15 protein-coding genes are annotated in these 17,184 nt (G+C 73.2%); 9 read left to right on the top strand and 6 right to left on the bottom strand.

The annotated features are described in order from the left end of the window. Positions 1 to 119: 119 nt before the first annotated feature. Entirely contained in the window at positions 120 to 1,196 is a 1,077-nt protein-coding gene (locus ACZ5OX_RS30930) for a restriction endonuclease (RefSeq protein ID WP_465634558.1), read from the bottom strand. A 410-nt stretch (positions 1,197 to 1,606) separates the two neighbouring features. Between ACZ5OX_RS30930 and ACZ5OX_RS30925 the strand changes: the two genes are divergently transcribed. Continuing rightward, the gene (locus ACZ5OX_RS30925; protein WP_465634580.1) at positions 1,607 to 2,107 is read left to right on the top strand and encodes an inorganic diphosphatase; all 501 of its coding nucleotides are present in this window, start codon (positions 1,607 to 1,609) and stop codon (positions 2,105 to 2,107) included. Positions 2,108 to 2,156: 49 nt separating this feature from the next. Here ACZ5OX_RS30925 and ACZ5OX_RS30920 read toward each other — a convergent pair whose 3' ends face one another. Next, complete coding sequence (locus tag ACZ5OX_RS30920; RefSeq protein WP_465634556.1) at positions 2,157 to 3,425, bottom strand: pyroglutamyl-peptidase I; 1,269 nt, start codon at positions 3,423 to 3,425, stop codon at positions 2,157 to 2,159. A gap of 168 nt (positions 3,426 to 3,593) precedes the next feature. Here ACZ5OX_RS30920 and ACZ5OX_RS30915 point away from each other — a divergent pair, with 168 nt between their 5' ends. Together ACZ5OX_RS30915 and ACZ5OX_RS30910 are read left to right on the top strand one after the other, a co-directional pair. After that, on the top strand, positions 3,594 to 4,676 hold the full coding sequence (locus ACZ5OX_RS30915; protein ID WP_465634555.1) for a TerD family protein: 1,083 nt from the start codon (positions 3,594 to 3,596) through the stop codon (positions 4,674 to 4,676). 144 nt (positions 4,677 to 4,820) lie between these two features. Next, the gene (locus tag ACZ5OX_RS30910; protein ID WP_465634553.1) at positions 4,821 to 5,423 is read left to right on the top strand and encodes an SUKH-4 family immunity protein; all 603 of its coding nucleotides are present in this window, start codon (positions 4,821 to 4,823) and stop codon (positions 5,421 to 5,423) included. A gap of 96 nt (positions 5,424 to 5,519) precedes the next feature. Here ACZ5OX_RS30910 and ACZ5OX_RS30905 read toward each other — a convergent pair whose 3' ends face one another. Beyond that, positions 5,520 to 6,200 carry a TetR/AcrR family transcriptional regulator gene (locus tag ACZ5OX_RS30905; protein WP_465634551.1) on the bottom strand — a complete coding sequence of 227 codons (681 nt, stop codon included), beginning with the start codon at positions 6,198 to 6,200 and terminating at the stop codon, positions 5,520 to 5,522. A 117-nt stretch (positions 6,201 to 6,317) separates the two neighbouring features. Between ACZ5OX_RS30905 and ACZ5OX_RS30900 the strand changes: the two genes are divergently transcribed. Then, on the top strand, positions 6,318 to 7,355 hold the full coding sequence (locus ACZ5OX_RS30900; RefSeq protein WP_465634579.1) for an aldo/keto reductase: 1,038 nt from the start codon (positions 6,318 to 6,320) through the stop codon (positions 7,353 to 7,355). Between the two features lie 50 nt (positions 7,356 to 7,405). Here the strand turns inward: ACZ5OX_RS30900 and ACZ5OX_RS30895 are convergent, their stop codons facing one another. The 3 genes from ACZ5OX_RS30895 to ACZ5OX_RS30885 all read right to left on the bottom strand — a co-directional run bounded on the left by ACZ5OX_RS30895 (position 7,406) and on the right by ACZ5OX_RS30885 (position 10,138). After that, complete coding sequence (locus ACZ5OX_RS30895; RefSeq protein WP_465634550.1) at positions 7,406 to 8,377, bottom strand: hypothetical protein; 972 nt, start codon at positions 8,375 to 8,377, stop codon at positions 7,406 to 7,408. A 98-nt stretch (positions 8,378 to 8,475) separates the two neighbouring features. Next, positions 8,476 to 8,898 (bottom strand): hypothetical protein, encoded by a 423-nt coding sequence (locus ACZ5OX_RS30890; protein WP_449790631.1) that lies wholly within the window; start codon positions 8,896 to 8,898, stop codon positions 8,476 to 8,478. Positions 8,899 to 9,163: 265 nt separating this feature from the next. Beyond that, entirely contained in the window at positions 9,164 to 10,138 is a 975-nt protein-coding gene (locus tag ACZ5OX_RS30885) for an NAD-dependent epimerase/dehydratase family protein (RefSeq protein WP_465634549.1), read from the bottom strand. 383 nt (positions 10,139 to 10,521) lie between these two features. On the opposite strand from ACZ5OX_RS30885, the gene ACZ5OX_RS30880 reads away from it, so the two are divergent. The 5 genes from ACZ5OX_RS30880 (at position 10,522) to ACZ5OX_RS30860 (ending at position 17,179) form a co-directional block, all read left to right on the top strand. Next, positions 10,522 to 13,266 (top strand): SdrD B-like domain-containing protein, encoded by a 2,745-nt coding sequence (locus tag ACZ5OX_RS30880; protein WP_465634547.1) that lies wholly within the window; start codon positions 10,522 to 10,524, stop codon positions 13,264 to 13,266. 130 nt (positions 13,267 to 13,396) lie between these two features. After that, positions 13,397 to 14,230: a hypothetical protein gene (locus tag ACZ5OX_RS30875; RefSeq protein ID WP_465634546.1), complete on the top strand. Its 834-nt coding sequence runs from the start codon at positions 13,397 to 13,399 to the stop codon at positions 14,228 to 14,230. A 210-nt stretch (positions 14,231 to 14,440) separates the two neighbouring features. Next, the gene (locus ACZ5OX_RS30870) at positions 14,441 to 15,331 is read left to right on the top strand and encodes an ABC transporter substrate-binding protein (protein ID WP_465634545.1); all 891 of its coding nucleotides are present in this window, start codon (positions 14,441 to 14,443) and stop codon (positions 15,329 to 15,331) included. A 31-nt stretch (positions 15,332 to 15,362) separates the two neighbouring features. Further along, entirely contained in the window at positions 15,363 to 16,379 is a 1,017-nt protein-coding gene (locus ACZ5OX_RS30865) for an amino acid ABC transporter permease (protein ID WP_465634544.1), read from the top strand. After that, the gene (locus ACZ5OX_RS30860) at positions 16,379 to 17,179 is read left to right on the top strand and encodes an amino acid ABC transporter ATP-binding protein (protein ID WP_465634542.1); all 801 of its coding nucleotides are present in this window, start codon (positions 16,379 to 16,381) and stop codon (positions 17,177 to 17,179) included. The genes ACZ5OX_RS30865 and ACZ5OX_RS30860 overlap by 1 nt, the downstream gene beginning before the upstream one ends. The last annotated feature ends 5 nt before the right edge of the window (positions 17,180 to 17,184 follow it).

The raw sequence follows: 17,184 nt of genomic DNA, 5'->3' as shown, positions 1-17,184 counted from the left end.
TGGGGGGGGGGGGGGGGGGGGGGGGGGGGGAGGGGGGGGGGGGGGGGGGGGGGGGGGAGGGGAGAGGGGGGGGGTGGGAGGGGGGCCTCCCTCTCCCCCCCCCCCCCCCCCCCGCCCCGTCACGCGTCCACGACCTCCAGCCCGTAGGCGGTCACGGCCTGGCGCAGCCCGCCCGGGTATCCGGCGAGCGCCGGAGTGAACTCCCAGTCCCCGGAGGGCTCGCGGTCGAACCGGCCGAGCCGCATCGCGGTGTTGGTCTCCGCGCCGTCCGCCAGGTGCACCACGGCCGCGTCCTGCCCGGAGCCGGCCTCCAGGATCAGTGCCGGCCCGGCGAACCCGCCCATGGTGGCCCCGGGGTGGTTCTCGGTGTCGGCGGCGGCGATCACGACCAGCCGGTCGACCTCGGCGGGCAGCGCGTCGAAGTCGACCATCAGGCAGGCGTTCGCGTCGCCGTAGCCGGTCACCAGTCGCACCGAACCGTCCGGCGTCGAGGCGTTGTTGTAGAACACCAGGTGGTCGTCGGAGAGCGCCGCGTTGCCAGTGCAGACCAGGGCGGCGATGTCGTACTCCTCCTCCCCGGTCCAGTGCAGCAGCAGCCGCGAGGGCTCGGCGGCCACCTCGATGGCGGGCAGCCCGTCCAGGGCGTCGGCCTCGGCGGAGTCCCCGTCCTGGACGGCCGCGAACACCTCGTGGAAGCCGTGGTGCTTGAGCAGCCCGACCAGCTCGGCGCCGTTGATCAGACTGACCGGCTTGCCCGCGACGAACTGGTGCGAGCTGGGGCCGAACTTGCTGGTGGTGACCAGGACGGCCTTGGTCGCGTCCCGGTCGTGCCGCAGCGTGCCGTACAGGTCCCGCACCGCGGACGGCGCCACCGTGTCCCGGTACCGCTTCACCTGCACGATGACGTTGCCGCCGCGGAACGGGTCCGGGTCGATGCCGCGGACGTCCACCCCGCCGTCCCGCGACCGGGAGGTGAGCTCGACCTTCATGCCCATCGCCTCCATCAGCCGGGCGATGAGGCCCTCGAACTCGACCGGGTCCATCGCCAGCAGCAGCTGGAGCTCGCGGACGCGCTTGGCCATCCGGCCGCGGTTGGCGTTGGTGTCGTCGCGGAGGTGACGGAACAGCGCGCGCTGGGCGCGGCGTTCGTCGACGTCGGGGTTGCTGAGGCGGTGGAGCTTCCGGCTCCGGGACATGGGCGTGCCCCCTCTTGCATGGTGACGGTTGTTGCAGGCGTCACCGTAGAGGAATCGTGGACGAAGGGATGTCGGACCGTCAGTTCCGCCGCACAATCGAGATCTTGAGGCCGGCCTGCGCGCGGGGGACGCGGCGCACCCCTCGGCGTTCCCCGTCGGTGGCGTCGACGCGGACGAGCCCGCCGTCCCGGACGTGCGGCTCCGTTCCGTCCCGGCGGGCCGGCGGCCCCTCCGGAAGTCCCTGCGGGCGTCCGTCCGCGCGGCTGCGGTGATCCAGGACCGTGACCCGCCGGCTCCCCAAGCGCCGGTCGGTAGCAGGGCGGGTTGAACGGCGGGGGTGCTTCCGGTGGCCGTCCGGACGGCCGACAATTCCCCCAGGAACCGAGGAGGAGGCCGCGGTGGCGTTCGACGTGGAGTTCGAGGTCATGATCGAGATCCCTCAGGGGTCGCGGAACAAGTACGTGATGGACTTCGCGGCGGGCCGGATCCGCCTGGACCGCATGCTCTTCACGGCCACCGCCTACCCCGCCGACTTCGGCTACGTCGAGGGCACCCTCGGCGGCGACGGCGAGCCGCTGGACGCCCTGGTGCTCGGCGGCGAGCCGGCCGTCCCCGGCTGCCTGCGGACCTGCCGGGCGGTGGGCATGTGGGTGATGCGCGACGAGCGCGGCCCGGACGAAAAGGTGCTCTGCGTCCCGGCCCACGACCCGCGCTACGCCGATCTGCGGGACATCGGGGACGTCCGGGAGTTCGACCTGCTGGAGATCACCCACTTCTTCCTGGTGTACAAGGACCTGGAGCGCGGCAAGTCCGTCGAGGGCTCGCACTGGGCGGGGCACGATGCCGCCTACGCCGAGATCGCCGAGTCGCGCGCCCGCGCGGCGGGCACCCGCTTCGCCGGCCCGGCCTGAACGGGCCTCCGGGGCGGGTCGGTTCCCGCCGCCCGCCCCAGAGGCGCCGTCAGAGCCGGGCGGTGCTCAGGACCGCCCGCACCTCGTCGCCGATCGCGGCCTCGTTCCGCTCGAACTCCGGTGCGGTGAGCAGGCTCGGGTCGGCCGGCAGGCCGGTCAGGACCGGGGTGTGCAGATGCCCGCCTGGCAGTCCCGGGGCGAGGAACGTGCGCAGCCGGTTGGAGCGGTAGGCGACCTCGTTGGACAGGTACCCGCCGCCGCCACCGGAGACCGCGCGGGAGCCGGGGGTGGGGCCGTCCGGCCGGAAGACGGGGTCGGTGGCACCCGCCGGGATCTCGGTGACGAAGGTGTCGAGCAGCACCGGGAAGGGTTGCTGGACGGCCCTCATGGCGTCGGTCGGCAGGGTGGTGCGGACGAACTGCGGCCCGGCGGCCAGGCCGGGGGCGTCCACCGGGTGCCGGGTGGTGCCGCCGGAGAGCGCGGCCACGTTGTCGGTGGCCGGATCGGCGGAGCGGGCGCGCCCGGCCCACTCCTCCAGGGTGAACTTGCCCGGGTAGCCCTGGCTGATGCTGGTGATCAGGTCGGCGGACTGTCGGCCCGGCCGCAGGTGCGGGGTGAAGGCGCGCTCGACGATGCCCTCGTCGAAGTCCCGGTAGCGCACGGGGAGCACGACCGCCCGGACCTCGGCGGTGCTGCCGTCGGCGAGGGTGATCCGCTGCCCGTGCAGCTGCAGGACGGCCGAGCCGGAGGGGTTGGCGCGGCGCGGCTCGGCGTCCAGGCCGAACGGGTCGAAGCCGCTGACGAAGATCCGCCGGATGCCGGGGGCGGAGTCGAAACCGTCGTCGAGGCCGCGCGAGGCGTCCTCGAAGCGGGACCGCAGCGCGGCGTGGTCGACGTCGAACCGGGGCTGCCACTGCGCGAGCCGGACGGTCATCGCGAGCCTGGTCCAGTACAGCGAGCGGTCGTCCCTGGCGGGCAGTCCGCCGCTGGGCCGCCGGCCCTGGGCGCGGTCCAGTCCTGCCTGCCAGAGTGTCTGGCCCCAGGTGGTGACCACCCGCTCGGCCTGCCGGGCGTCGCGGGCGGCGCACAGGGCGGAGGGGAAGGCCCCGAGCAGTTCTCCCAGCCCGGAGCGCTCGGTGAAACCGGCCGTACGGGCGTCCTGGAGGCGGGCCTGCTCGGCGTCCAACGGCACCGTGGGCGAGGTGCGGCAGCCGGCCGGTGCGGCCGGTGCGGCCTGGGCGGCGGCCGGGGCCAGCAGGGCGGCGAGCGTTCCGGTGAGCGCGGCGGCCAGTCCCGCGGCGCGGCGTAGACATGTCATGTCCGCTGACAATAGGTCCAGACCTTACGGCCCGCCAGAGTGTCGGCACCGTGCCTCGCGCTGTTTCGGCCTTGACGGAAAACTGACGGTTCGACCGGGAACCGCCGCGAGTTCTACAGCGTTGTCGTGGAAGAACAGCGGTACTCGTACGGTGGTGGAGGAAGTTCCATGAGCGTGGCCCTGACGAAGGGCGGCAACGTCTCCCTGGGCAGGCAGGCCCCCGGGCTGAGGGTGGTCCGGGTGGGTCTCGGCTGGACGGCCGGGGCGGGGTACGACCTGGACGCCAGCGCGCTGCTCTGCGGGGCGGACGGGAAGGTCGCCTCGGACCAGCACTTCGTCTTCTTCAACAACCTTCAGAGCCCGGACGGTTCCGTCCGGCACCAGGGCGGCTCCGGCGGTGGCCCCGACCGCGAGCAGATCGAGGTCCGGCTCGCGGAGGTCTCCGCCGGGGTGGAGAAGATCGTCTTCGCGGTGGCGATCTACGATGCGGCGCAGCGTCGACAGTCCTTCGGGCAGGTCAGCGGCGCCCACATCCGGGTCCTCGACCCGGACGGCGGCGCCGAGGTGGCCCGGTACGACATCGTGTCGGACGGCGGCAGCGAGACGGCGATGGTGTTCGGCGAGCTGTACCGGCACGGCGCGGACTGGAAGTTCCGGGCGGTCGGGCAGGGGTACGCCGCGGGGCTCGCGGGCATCGCCACCGACTTCGGGGTGGACGTCCTGCAGCCGGCGCCCGCCGCCGCGCCGGTCGCGCCGCCCGTGCCGCCCGTGCCGCCCGCGCCGGTGAAGCCGCCCGTCGCGCCGGCCGCGCCGGTCGCGGCCCCGGTGCCGGCCGTGCCCACCGCCGCCGTACCCGCCGTTCCCCCGACCCAGCCAGGGAGCTTTCCCGTGACGTGTTTCTTCGACCCCTCGCACGGCGCCGGCACCACGGCGGTGTACTGGTCGCCGCAGTGGGGCGTGCCGCGCCAGATCGAGGCCTGCGTGGCCTGCGCCCAGCGGGTGCAGACCAACGTCCCGCCGTTCTACACCCCGGCGCAGGCCGGCTACCCCCAGCCGGTCCAGCAGCCGGTCCAGCAGGGCCAGCCGCAGCTGCCCGGCCAGCAGGCCCAGGGCGGGCGGCGCTTCGGCACCGGCGCGCTGATCGGCGCCGGCGCGGCCGGCCTGGTCGGCGGCGCGCTGCTGAACGAGGCCTTCGACGACGACCCCCAGGTGGTCGTCAACAACTACTACGAGGACGACGGCTTCTTCTAAACCATCGGGCCGCCGAACCATCGGGCCGCGGTTCCGCTCGGGCCGCCGGGGATCCTCCCCGGCGGCCCGAGCGCGTGTCCCGGCTGTCGGCGCGGTGGGCTTGAATGGCGGCAGAGCACCGTTCCGACCGGGGGAGACGCACCGATGACCACGCCCGACGCCGAGCTGCCGGCCGCCGCCGGGAATCCCACCGCCGCCTGGCTGGAGTCCTGCTTCGGCCCCGGCACGCTGTGGCGGCCCGAGCCCGGGGCGCTGCCCGAGCGGCTGACGTCGAAGGCCGCCCGGGCGTTCCTGACCGAGGTCGGGGTCCCGGCCGTCGAGCTGGACTTCCTCGGCTTCGACGCCACCGGCCTGCCCGAGCGCGGCATGTGGGAGGCGGACCTGGACGAGCTGTTCGGCGAGCGCACCCCGGACGACGACACTCCGCCGAGCAACTGGGGGTACTGCGTCGGGACGTTCGACGAGCGGCACCTGATGGTGTCGGGCGACACCGGCACCGTACGGATCTACCACCCGGACGGCTGGGACCACGGGGACGGCTACGGCGGCCGGGCGGCCGACTCGCTGCCCAGGCTGGTCGGCGCGCTGGCGCTGCTGGCCCGCCTGGAGGAACGGATCCGCGGCGGGGACGCCAAGGCCGCGCTGGACGAGTTCGCCGCGCTGGTGCGGGAGTTGGGGCAGGGGCCGGACGAGTCGGACCTCTGGTCGGGCCTGCTGGAGAACCTGCGCGACGAGTACGAGGGCTGACCTTCCCCGGCCCCGGTCGGTCTTCCCCGGCCCCGGTCGGTTGCGAGCGGCCGCACGGCGCTTCGGCGCTGTGCGGCCGTTCCTGCCCGACGGGCCCTAATCGCCCTGGCGCCGGTACGCCCCGGCCCGGGCCGCCGCCTCGGCGGCCTGCGCCGCGCGGTCCGCGGCCGCCTCGTCCAGCGGCTCCGCGGTGGTGAGCATCCGGTAGTAGAGCGGCGCCGAGACCGCCCGGACGACCTCGAACACGTCGGTGTCCGGCGGGAGTTCGCCGCGCTCGACGGCTGCGGTGACGCACGGCGCCCACTCCTCGACCCGGCGCCGGTAGAAGTGTCGCAGCGCCTCGGCCGCGTCGGGGTCGCAGGTCGCCGCCACGATGACGGCGCGGAACAGCGCGCCCTGCCGGGAGTCGGCCAGGGTGCGCTGGACGAGCCGGGCGTTGGCCCGGAGGTCCCCAGCGAGGGAGCCGCTGTCGGTGCGCGGCTGCGACTGCTCGGCCATGTCCGCGAGCAGGTCCGCGACCAGCGCCGTGGTGCTGCCCCAGCGGCGGTAGACGGTGGTGCGGCCGACCTCGGCCCGCTGGGCGATGTCGCCGAGGTCCAGGCCGCCGAAGCCGTGCTCGACCAGGGCGTCCTCGGCGGCGCGCAGGACGGCGGCGCGGACCCGGGCGGTCCGGCCGCCGGGGCGGACGGTACCGGGCGTGGAGGCCTCGGGCGAGGAGGGCTCCGGCGAGGAGGGCTTGGGCAGGGTGGGCTCGGGCAGGGAGGGCTCGACAGCCATTAACGGGATTCCTGTTCCATTAGCCGGGCGGAGTCTGCTAACTTCGAGGCATCCTAACGGAACGGGAGTCCCATTAGGGGCTCCGAGGGGAGAATCGCCATGACCATCGCCACCGACATGGAGTACCGCCGGCTCGGCGCGTCCGGGCTCAAGGTGCCCGCGCTCAGCCTCGGTACCGGCACCTTCGGCGGCCGCGGCCCGCTGTTCGGTGCCTGGGGCACCACCGACGTCCGGGAGGCCCGCCGACTGCTCGACATCGCCATCGACGCCGGGGTCACCCTCTTCGACACCGCCGACGTCTACTCCGACGGCGCCTCCGAGGAAGTGCTCGGCCAGGCGGTCCGCGGCCGCCGCGACCAGGTGCTGATCTCCACCAAGGCCGGACTGCCCACCGGCGACGGCCCTCAGGACGCCGGCACCTCCCGCGCGCGGCTGATCCGCTCGGTGGAGGACGCGCTGCGCCGCCTCGACACCGACTACCTCGACCTCTTCCAGCTGCACGCCTACGACGCCGCCACCCCGATCGAGGAGGTGCTGGCCACCCTGGAAGACCTGGTCCGGGCCGGCAAGATCCGCTACACCGGCGTCTCCAACTTCTCCGGCTGGCAGCTGATGAAGTCCCTCGCCCTCGCCGACCGGCGCGGCCGCCCCCGGTACGCCGCCCACCAGGTCTACTACTCGCTCGTCGGCCGCGACTACGAATGGGAGCTGATGCCGCTCGCCGAGGAGGAGGGCGTCGGCGCCCTGGTCTGGAGCCCGCTCGGCTGGGGCCGGCTCACCGGGAGGATCCGCCGCGGGCAGCCGCTCCCGGACGGCAGCCGGCTGCACGACACCGCCGACTACGGCCCGCCGGTGGAGGACGAGCTGCTGTACCGGGTGGTCGACGCACTGGACGAGGTCGCCGCCGAGACCGGCCGCACCGTCCCCCAGGTGGCGATCAACTGGCTGCTGCGCCGTCCGACCGTCTCCTCGGTCATCATCGGCGCCCGCAACGAGGAGCAGCTGCGCCAGAACCTCGGCGCGGTCGGGTGGTCCCTGACGGAGGAGCAGGTGGCCCGGCTGGACGCGGCGAGCGCCCGCACCGCGCCGTACCCGTACTTCCCGTACCGCCGCCAGGAGGCCTTCGCCCGGCTCAACCCGCCGCCGGCGGGCTGAGCCCCGTCGGAGTCAGGAGTGTCCGTCGGGGTCAGGATTGTCCGTCGGGGTCAGGACTGTCCGGCGGTGGCGGTCACGGCCCGGGCGGTCGCCAGCATGGCGTCGTTGCCGGCCTTCGCCGCCGTGAGCTCCGGCAGGCGGAGGCGGATCAGCTCGTTCTCGTAGGCGGTCTCGACGGTGAACCAGACCCCGACCACGTTGGTCCGCTCCTTGCACTGGACGTCCGCGGTGGCCGTGGCGATCTCCTCGGCGGACGGCCTGGTGTTCGCCCCCCACCGGGGGTCCTTCAGGGCGTCCCCGGGGGTGGCGTAGGAGTAGCCCCGTTCCGCCATGCAGCGCGACCAGTCCTGGAAGACGGCCTTGACCCGGGGGTCCGACCTCGAACGCTCGAAGCCCTCGAAGTTGATTCCCACCGCGACGTCGGCGTCCCCGCCGGTGCCGCCGTGCGCGATCAGCTCCTGCTGTGCGGCGCTGATGCACCCGCCGGGCGGCAGTGCCTTCCCCCGGAACGAGGAGGCCGTCCCCGGGGCGGGCTTCCCGTCCGTCCCGAGGCCGCTGCCGAGCACGGTGCTGACGTCAGGACTCAGCGCGGGCCCATCGGCGGACTTCTTCCCGTCGGACGGGTCGGGCGAGTGGTAGCCGTTCACGGAGACGTCGGCGAGCTCGACCGGATCGTACCGGTGGGTGGTCTGGGTCCTGGACGGCGCTCCGCCGCCGGTCGGCCGGGTGTAGTCCAGGCCGAAGCCCCGGACGCAGCGGGTGACCAGAACGGCCTCCGCCGCGTGGTACTGCCGGTAGTCCTCCCTGCTCAGCAGGTAGGACTCGATCGGCAGCGTCCGGTCGGCCACCTGGCTCAGCCGGGGCGTGTCGCCGACCGGCGGCGGGTCCATCGGGGCGAGGGAAGCGGAGGGAGGGACGGGGGCGGCGGCGGGTCGGGAAGGGCCGGAGGCGCAGCCGGCGGCGAGGACCAGGGGGATCAGCAGCAGGGCCGGCAGCGAACGGCTGTGGTGGCGGGACGTCATGGCGGGGCTCCTCGGGGCCGGCTCGCGGGGCGGTCGGTCGATGACGGCCGGACGGGTGCCGGACCCCCGCGGGGCGGGGGCCCGGCACCCGGTCAGGGCTAGATGTGCTCCCAGCTCTGCGAGTGGTTGTTGTTGCGCATGTCGATGTAGACGCCGGACCACCACACGGTGCCCAGGTTCGCCGAGTGGCCGGCCTGGATGTACTGGTTCGGCCCGGTGTCCCGGATGCTGTACTCGCGGTAGTGCACGTAGAGGTTGTAGTTGTTGTCCATGTTCTTCACGGACGCGGCGTTGTTCATCACGGGCTGGCCGTTGCCGGCCCCGCCGCCGCCGAAGTAGCCGTCGTAGTTGCCGGCCTCGCCCTTGCCGAAGAAGGCACCCTGCAGGTTGGGGCTGTAGTACAGGCAGGCGTCGCCCGCGATGCAGCCGCCGCTGCTCGCGAGGGCCGGGGTGGCGGCGCCGAGGAGCACCGTGCCGAGGGTGGCCGCGGCCAGGGCGGCGGCTGCCAGCTTCTTCTTCATCCCACTGCCTTCCGTTGGTGAACCGGAGGGTTTCCGGCTGCCCTTGAGTCTGTGGGGATTCGAAAGCAGGGCCTATCCAGTACCGGCCCGGTCGGGTGTCAAAAGATGGATAGCGTGCCGCTCCCGGGGGCGCTATCGCCGCGCGCGGTGGTGCGCCGCGGGGCGCGGGCGCGCCGCGGGGCCCCGGCCCGGGAGATGTCCGGGCCGGGGCCGGACCGGCTGCCGTGGGACGGCGGTCGGCCCCGCGCCGGTGGCTGAACGGGCGTCAGGCCTGCCGGGCGTGCCAGGCGGCGAGCAGTTCGGCCTCGCGGTCGGGGGTGAGGGTCTCCGGCTGGGGCTCGAACGGCTCGATGTCGCGGGCGGTTTCGGCCACCGGGCGGAGGACGAGCCCGGTGGCGAGGGCGGCAGCCGGGTCGGCGGTGCTGGTGGCGCGGGTGTGCGGGTTGGCGGGCCAGAGCGGGAGCGCGCGCTCCGGGACGTCGGCGGCGCGCAGGAAGTCCTCGTCCACCCAGGTGAGGGTGGTGCCGGGCGGGGCGACCGCCGAGGCGACGGCGTCGAGCAGGTCGCCCATGCCGAACGGCGGGGGAGTGGCGGCGTGGTAGGGGCCGGAGGCGCCCTGTTCGAGGAGGGCGAGCATCCAGGCGGCGAGGTCGCGGGCGTCGACCACCTGCAGCGGCGCGTCCGGCCGGCCCGGGGCGAGCACCTCGCCGCCGCGGGTGAGGCGCTGCACCCAGTAGTCGAAGCGGTGGGTGTAGTCCCGGGGGCCGATCACGTACGTCGGGCGCACCATCAGCGTCTCAGGGCCGAAGGCCTGCCGGGCGGCGCGCTCGCACTGGGCCTTGAGGACGCCGTACGTCGCGGCGGTGACCTCCTCGGCCTCCGGTCCGTTGGAGGGCAGCAGCGGGGAGTCCTCGGCGTAGCCGGGGGCGGCCGGGGCGTCGTAGACCGAGAGGGTCGAGACCAGCAGGTAGCGCCCGGCCGCGCCGGGGTCGACGTTGGCTGCCAACTTCCATACCTGGCGCGGGAAGTAGGCGCAGGTGTCGACGGTGGCGTCCCAGCTGCGGCCGCGTAGCGCGGACAGGTCGTCGTCCCGGTCGGCGATCAGGTGCTCGGCGTCCGGGAGCAGTCCGGCGCCGGAGCGGCCCCGGTGGAGCAGCGTGACCTCGTGCCCGGCGGCAAGGGCCGCCTCGGCGAAGTGGAAACCGATGAAACGGGTGCCGCCGATGACCAGAATGCGCATCCTGACATCGTGCCAGTCCCCGGTGTGGCGGTGCCAATCGGCGCCTGGCCGTTACCCGAGTTGTGGGTGGGGTGCGTGAGTCAGGATCGGTGTGTGTGGTTCCGGTGGGAACTGTGTTCGACGGTCGACGGCCCGTGGCCGCGATCGTTGACGGGGGCCGGGACGCGCCGGACCGGTCGTCGCTGGTAGGTTGCCCGATGGCGGGAGTGGGGGCCGGGGGCCGTGACGGCCTCGAAACGTCTGATGGCTCGTCAAAGTTCCTTGTTTTCCGGCGAACTTGTGTGAAGGCCCTTTAAGCTCCCGTTAACGATGGCGGTTTTTCGCCGCTCACGAACTCCCTCACGAGGTCGGGCGGAAGGCCCAACTTGACGATGAGAGCAGGGATGACGACGACTAGTGAACGAACGGCCGGTGTCGCGCGCGGCCCGGACCGGCGGCAGGGCGGACTCGGTCGCACCGTGGCCGGCGCGGCGGCCCTTGCCGTGGTGATCGGCGCCGGCTCGTTGGCGGCGGCCCCCTCGGCCTTCCCGGCGGCCGGCGACGGCACCGTGAAGGTCCGGGTGATCCGGGCCGTCGACACCGACGGGGTGTGGACCCCCGGGCTGGAATCGACCATGGCGGGCGTGAAGGTGACGCTCACCGACGACGCGGGGGTGGCCGTCGAGGGCACCACGGCGGCCGACGGCACGGTGATGCTGGCGCCGGCCACCAGCAAGCTCACCGGCGGCAAGTACCGCGTCCAGGTGGCGAATCCGAAGCCGGGCGTGCTCTACCCGGCCTTCGCCTCGCGCGAGGGCCTGGACGGCGCCCCCAACAAGCTGAGCTCCAACGAGGAGTTCGTCGACCTCTCCGGCGGCAAGACGGTGGAACTCACCACGGGGCTCTGGAGCCCGGGTGACTACTGCCAGAAGAACGCGCCGCTGGTGTCGACCTGTCAGAACCCGCCCGCGGACGGGGACAACCAGCACACGCTGGTGTCCTTCCCGTACGAGTCCCGCGGAACGGCCGGAACGGGCTTCACCCTGACCGACGTGGCCACGGCCGGGCAGACCGGGAACCTCTACGGCATCGCCTGGAACAGGGTCGACCGCAGGGTGTTCTCCTCGGCCCAGGCCAAGCGGACCACCAGCTACGGCCCCGGCGGCCCCGGCGGGATCTACGTCACCGACTGGGACAAGAAGAAGACCACGCTGTTCGCCACCGTCCCGGACGCGGGCACCACCCCGCACACCCCGGGCAACGACGACGGCTTCCTGGCCGCGGTGGGCAAGGAGAGCCTGGGCGGCATCAAGATCACCGACGACGGCAAGGACCTCTTCGTCGTCAACCTGCACGACCGCAAGCTCTACCGCTACGACGCCACCGCGGCGACGGCGGCCGCGCCCAAGGCCGCCTACGCCATCCCGGACCCGGGCTGTCCGGCGGCGGGGGACTGGCGCCCGTACGGCCTCGGCATCCAGGACGGCGTCGGCTACCTCGGCGGCGTCTGCTCGGGCGAGTCCACCCACAAGGCCTCGGACCTGCGGGCCGTGGTGCTGCCGTTCGACCTGGCGACCGGCGCGTTCAAGTCGGCGGTGCTGAACCAGCCGCTCGACTACCCGCGCGGCACCACGGTCGGCGGGCCGTGCCCGGGCACCGGCTGGTTCCCGTGGCAGGACACCTTCCCGGCCGCCCAGAACGGCCAGGCCTGCGGGGACAGCTACCTGGCCAACCCCGAGCCGGCGGTCGCCGAGATCACCTTCGAGACGGACGGCTCGATGCTGCTCGCCTTCCGGGACCGCTTCGGCGACCAGTCGGCGGCCAGCCCGACGGGCAGCGTGATGGCCAAGGTCCTGCCCGGCGGTGACCTCCTCAAGGCCTGCCTGGCGAACGGCACGTACGTGCTGGACACCAACCTGGGCTGCGGTTCCACGGCCCGGGGCCAGCGGTTCTTCGACAACGCCCGGATCGGCCACAACAACCCCGCCAACGCCGGGATGGCGCTGTCCAAGGTCGAGGACTCCATCGTGACCTCGGGCTACGACAGCGACAGCCAGGCCTACGGCTACGGCAGCGCCTTCCAGAAGCGCAACGGCAAGGCGGACGGCGGCGTTCGGCTCAACACGGCCCCGGGCGCCCCGCCGTTCGGCAAGGGCGCCGCGATGGGCGACCTGGAGGTGCTCTGCGACCAGGCGCCGCTCCAGATCGGCAACCGGGTCTGGTACGACCCCGAGCGAAGCGGCCTCCAGCTGCCGGGCCAGAAGCCGGTGCCGGGTGCCACCGTGCACCTGTACGACGAGGCGGGGAAGCTCGTCGGCACCACCAAGACGACCAAGCGCGGCGAGTACTACTTCGACGACAGCAACGTCGACGGAGGCCTCAAGCCGAGGACCAAGTACACGATCAAGCTGGACAACCCCGCGGACTACGCCAAGGACGGCCCCCTCTTCCAGTGGGTGCCGACCGACCACGACGTCGGTGACAACCACTTCGTCGACTCCAAGGGCATCGTCCCGAAGGACGGCAAGTTCCCGGAGCGGGCGCTGACCACCGGCGGCCCCGGCGAGAACGACCACACCTACGACTTCGGCTTCCGCCTGCAGGAGGGTGCGCTGCGCCTGGTCAAGCACGACCAGGACGGCAAGCCGCTGGCGGGCGCCAAGTTCCAGCTGTGGCACGAGACCAACGGGACCGACGGGCTCCAGCCGACCGGCGACAAGCCCGACACCAAGGTCGGCGAGCCCTGCACCACCGGGGCCGACGGCATCTGCCAGGGCACCGGCGTGCCGGGGACGTACTACTGGCAGGAGCTGAGCCCGCCGGACGGCTACGCCGCGCCGGAGGTCACCGTCTTCGGTCCGCTGAAGCTGACCTCGGCGAACCTGGACGCCGGCGTGGAGGTGACGGCCGTCAACAAGCTGATCCCCAAGCCGACGCCCACCCCGACCCCGACCGAGACGCCGACCTCGGCGCCGACGTCGGCGGCTCCGGTGCCGCCCGCACCGCAGCCCCCCGCACCCGGGCACCTGCCCAACACCGGTGCGGGTGAGGGGATGCCGATCGCGCTGACCAGCGCGGCGGCGCTGATCGCCCTCGGCACCGCCATGGTGCTGGTGGTCCGCAGGCGCAAGGCCGCCCAGCGCGGCTAGCGGTTTCGCAGTGAGCGGGCCCGGTGGGGGGAGACCTCCACCGGGCCCGAATCGGGCGGGTTCGTGGGACCGTTGGGTCCCACGGACCCGCCCGACTGTCGTGTCCGACCGAGGAGAGGGAGCGGGCCGCATGCCCCGCAAGACGAAGGCCCAGGGTCGAGCGCCCCGTCGGGCCCGGGCCGGCTGGCTCAAGGCCGTGATCGCGATCGTGGTGTGCGGCGCCGCGGCGGGCGGCGTGGCCGTCTACCGGTCGGTCTCCGACGAGGCCGTCGAACGCCCGGTGACCACCGACGAGGCGGGCCGGCTCGCCCTGTCGCGCCTGAACCTTTACCAGGCGAGCCCGGTGGCGGTGACGCTCACGGCCGACGAGGGCGGGGGCGTGAGCATCCGGGTCGACGGGGTCGTCGACTACCGCACCCACCGGGGGGTGGGCCGCTACCGGACCACCGGCGCGAGCGGACCGATGGACCACGGTCTGATCGTCTGGGACACCGGCGGCCTCGGGCTGGCGCCCGACCAGGCCGGAACCGGCAGCACCGGCAGTACGGGCAGCGCCGGCAGCCCCGGTTCCGACGCCCCCGCCTGGCAGCAGGCCGAGCACATCCCGCGCCAGGGCTGGTCGCCGCGCACCTACACGGCGGACCCGCTGGACGCCGGACTGAACCTGCTCGTCCAACTCGGCGCGGACCGCCCCGACAACCCGCTGCTGCTCGCCCAGTCCGGCGCCCGCTGGCTGAGCCGGGACCGGATCGACGGCCGGGACTACGACCGCTTCGCCGGTCCGCGCGCCCAGGGCTCCGCGCCCGACGGCGCCCGCTCGCCGCTGACGTACTGGGTGGACGGCGACGGCGGGCTGCGCCGGGTGACGATGCGGATGCCGGGGCTGGGCACCCCGACCACCGTCGAGCTCACCGGACGGCAGGCCGACGCCAAGCTGCCCGAGGCCCCCTGGCTCACCGGCTGACGCGCCGGGCCCGCGACCCCGCGACCCCGCAGGCCCCGCAGTCCCACAACCCCGCAGGCCCGCAAGCCCGCAAGCCATGCGGAACACCTCGGCAGGGGGCGATCAGCCGTACGAAAATCGTTGGTGAGCCAGCAATAGCTTCATCATCTTCCGTTCACCCGGACCCGGCTGCCAGCATCGGCGCACCGTCACCGCCCGAGGGAGTAGCCGATGAACCGCCCCCGTTCCCTGCGCTGTCTGGCCGCACTGTCCCTGGTCGTCCTGGCCGCCACCGCCTGCGGGCGCTCCGACCAGGGCGGCTCCCCGGCCGCCGGCGCGGCGCAGGCCGCGCAGAACTCCGGGAAGAGCGCCGCCGAGCTGCTCCCGGCGAAGAACAAGCAGAGCGGCGTGCTCAGAGTGGCGACCTCCGTCGGCTACCCGCCGATGGAGATGTACAAGCCCGGGACGACCGAGCTGACCGGCGTCGACCCGGACCTCGCCGCCGCCGTCGCCGGGCGGCTCGGCCTGAAGCTGGAGCTCGCCAACTCCTCCTTCGACGGCCTGATCCCCGGACTCCAGGCCGGCCGCTACGACCTGGTGATGTCCTCCATGACGGACAGTGCGCAGCGCCGCCAGGCCGTCGACTTCGTCGACTACTTCCGCACCGGCGGCGTGATCATGACGAAGAAGGGCAACCCCGAGGGCATCAAGTCCATCGAGGACCTCTGCGGCAGGAAGGTGGTCCTCGCCAAGGGCAGCTCCAACCTGGAGATCGGCGAGCAGCAGAACGCCAAGTGCGGCGCCAAGATGGCGATCTCGCAGAGCGAGGACGCCCCGACCGGGCTGCTCCAGCTGGACAGCGAGCGGGCCGTGGCCACCATCGTGGACTACCCGGTGGCGCAGATGTTCGTGCAGAACAGCGGCTCCTACGAGGTGCTTCCGGAGCAGTACGGCACGGCGCCCTGGGGCATCGCGGTGGCGAAGAAGGACTCCGGGCTGCGCGACGCGGTGCAGAAGGCGCTCCAGGAGCTGATCGAGAGCGGCGAGTACCGCAAGGTGCTGGACAGCTACCAGGTCGGCGGCAGCGCGGTGGAGCGCGCCACCGTCAACGCGGCGCAGTGAGAACGGCGGTACCGACGAGATGAGCACCGACATGAGAGACCCCGCGACGTCCGACGGCCCCGCGACGTCCGACGGCCCCGCGACGACCGCCCAGGCCGGCCCCGCGACGACCTCCGGGGGCGCCGCCGACGACGACCTCGCCTTCGAGGTGACCGGCCGGCCCCGCCCGGCCCGCTGGTTCGCCGTCCTGGCGGCCGCCTTCGTCGCCGTCTGGCTCGCCTGGACCGTCATCGTCAACCCCAACCTGCACTGGGACATCGTCGCCAGGTACCAGTTCGACGGCGTGATCCTGGAAGGGCTCTGGGTGACGGTCCAACTCACCCTGATCTCCCAGGTGGTGGGCATCGTCATCGGCGTGGTGGTCGCCGTGATGCAGCTGTCCGACAGCCCGGTGCTGCGGACCACCGCCGGCGCGTACACCTGGTTCTTCCGCGGCACCCCGCTGCTGGTCCAGCTGATCTTCTGGTTCAACCTGGCGCTGCTCTTCCCGGAGATCAGCATCGGCATCCCCTTCGACGGGCCCAAGCTGGTCAGCTGGCAGTCCAACACCCTGATCACCGGCTTCGTGGCGGCGCTGCTCGGCCTGTCGATCAACGAGGGCGCCTACATGTCCGAGATCGTCCGGGCCGGCATCCAGAGCGTCGACCCCGGGCAGCGCGAGGCCGGTGCCTCGCTGGGCATGTCCAACCGGCAGATCCTCACCAGGGTGGTGCTGCCGCAGGCGATGCGGGTGATCATCCCGCCGTTCGGCAACCAGTTCATCTCGATGCTGAAGACCACCTCGCTGGTCTCCGTCATCGCCGGCGCCGACCTGATGACCGTCTCCCAGCACCTCTACCTCGCCAACTTCGAGGTGATCGCGCTGCTGATCGTCGCGTCCATCTGGTACCTGGTGCTCACCACCATCGCGAGCGTCGCCCAGCACGCGGTGGAGCGGCGGTTCAACCCGGCCGGGGCCCCGCCGGCGCTGCACCGCCGGGTGCTGGCCAACCTGCGCCCCGGGCGCGGTGGAGCACGCAAGAGCGTCAAGAAGGGGGAGGGCAAGTGATGATGAGTGCGGACCTGGAGAAGCCGGCCGCCGAGGTGGTCCTGTCGGCCCGGAAGGTGCGCAAGCACTTCGGGGACCTGGAGGTGCTGCGCGGCATCGACCTGGAGGTCAGGTCGGGGGAGGTGCTCTGCGTGATCGGCCCCTCCGGATCCGGCAAGTCCACCCTGCTGCGCTGCTTCAACCACCTGGAGAAGATCGACGCCGGGCGGATCGAGGTGGACGGCGAGCTGGTCGGCTACGAGCCGCACGGCGCCTCCGGCAGCAGGCTGCGCGAGCGCCGCCCGCGCGACATCCGCCACCAGCGCGAGCGGATCGGCATGGTCTTCCAGCGCTTCCACCTCTTCCCGCACCGCACCGCGCTGCAGAACGTGATGGAGGGCCCGGTCGCGGTCAAGGGCCGCCCGCGGGAGGAGGCCGAGCGGCAGGCCCGCGAGCTGCTCGCCCGGGTCGGCCTGGCCGACCGCGCGGAGCACTACCCGGCCCAGCTCTCCGGCGGCCAGCAGCAGCGGGTGGCGATCGCCCGGGCACTGGCCATGGAACCGACCCTGATGCTCTTCGACGAGCCCACCTCCGCGCTCGACCCGGAGCTGGTCGGCGAGGTGCTCGGGGTGATGCGCGACCTCGCCCGCAGCGGTATGACGATGATCGTCGTCACCCACGAGATGGGCTTCGCCCGCGAGGTCGCCGACCGGGTCGTCTTCATGGACCAGGGCGCCGTCGTGGAGGCCGGCAGCCCGGCCGAGGTGTTCACCGCCCCGCGGCACGACCGCACCCGGGCCTTCCTCTCGACGGTGCTCTGATGGGA

The organism is Kitasatospora sp. NPDC032121, assembly GCF_055580145.1.
This window is presented reverse-complemented; position numbering and strand designations above follow the sequence as displayed.

Excerpts from the sequence above, each read along its gene's own strand:
- ACZ5OX_RS30885 (WP_465634549.1), bottom strand. The coding sequence starts at position 10,138 with ATGCGCATTCTGGTCATCGGCGGCACCCGTTTCATCGGTTTCCACTTC.
- ACZ5OX_RS30880 (WP_465634547.1), top strand. The coding sequence starts at position 10,522 with ATGACGACGACTAGTGAACGAACGGCCGGTGTCGCGCGCGGCCCGGAC.
- ACZ5OX_RS30905 (WP_465634551.1), bottom strand. The coding sequence starts at position 6,200 with ATGGCTGTCGAGCCCTCCCTGCCCGAGCCCACCCTGCCCAAGCCCTCC.
- ACZ5OX_RS30910 (WP_465634553.1), top strand. The coding sequence starts at position 4,821 with ATGACCACGCCCGACGCCGAGCTGCCGGCCGCCGCCGGGAATCCCACC.
- ACZ5OX_RS30890 (WP_449790631.1), bottom strand. The coding sequence starts at position 8,898 with ATGAAGAAGAAGCTGGCAGCCGCCGCCCTGGCCGCGGCCACCCTCGGC.
- ACZ5OX_RS30930 (WP_465634558.1), bottom strand. The coding sequence starts at position 1,196 with ATGTCCCGGAGCCGGAAGCTCCACCGCCTCAGCAACCCCGACGTCGAC.
- ACZ5OX_RS30915 (WP_465634555.1), top strand. The coding sequence starts at position 3,594 with ATGAGCGTGGCCCTGACGAAGGGCGGCAACGTCTCCCTGGGCAGGCAG.
- ACZ5OX_RS30860 (WP_465634542.1), top strand. The coding sequence starts at position 16,379 with ATGATGAGTGCGGACCTGGAGAAGCCGGCCGCCGAGGTGGTCCTGTCG.
- ACZ5OX_RS30870 (WP_465634545.1), top strand. The coding sequence starts at position 14,441 with ATGAACCGCCCCCGTTCCCTGCGCTGTCTGGCCGCACTGTCCCTGGTC.
- ACZ5OX_RS30895 (WP_465634550.1), bottom strand. The coding sequence starts at position 8,377 with ATGACGTCCCGCCACCACAGCCGTTCGCTGCCGGCCCTGCTGCTGATC.
- ACZ5OX_RS30865 (WP_465634544.1), top strand. The coding sequence starts at position 15,363 with ATGAGAGACCCCGCGACGTCCGACGGCCCCGCGACGTCCGACGGCCCC.
- ACZ5OX_RS30920 (WP_465634556.1), bottom strand. The coding sequence starts at position 3,425 with ATGACATGTCTACGCCGCGCCGCGGGACTGGCCGCCGCGCTCACCGGA.
- ACZ5OX_RS30875 (WP_465634546.1), top strand. The coding sequence starts at position 13,397 with ATGCCCCGCAAGACGAAGGCCCAGGGTCGAGCGCCCCGTCGGGCCCGG.
- ACZ5OX_RS30900 (WP_465634579.1), top strand. The coding sequence starts at position 6,318 with ATGGAGTACCGCCGGCTCGGCGCGTCCGGGCTCAAGGTGCCCGCGCTC.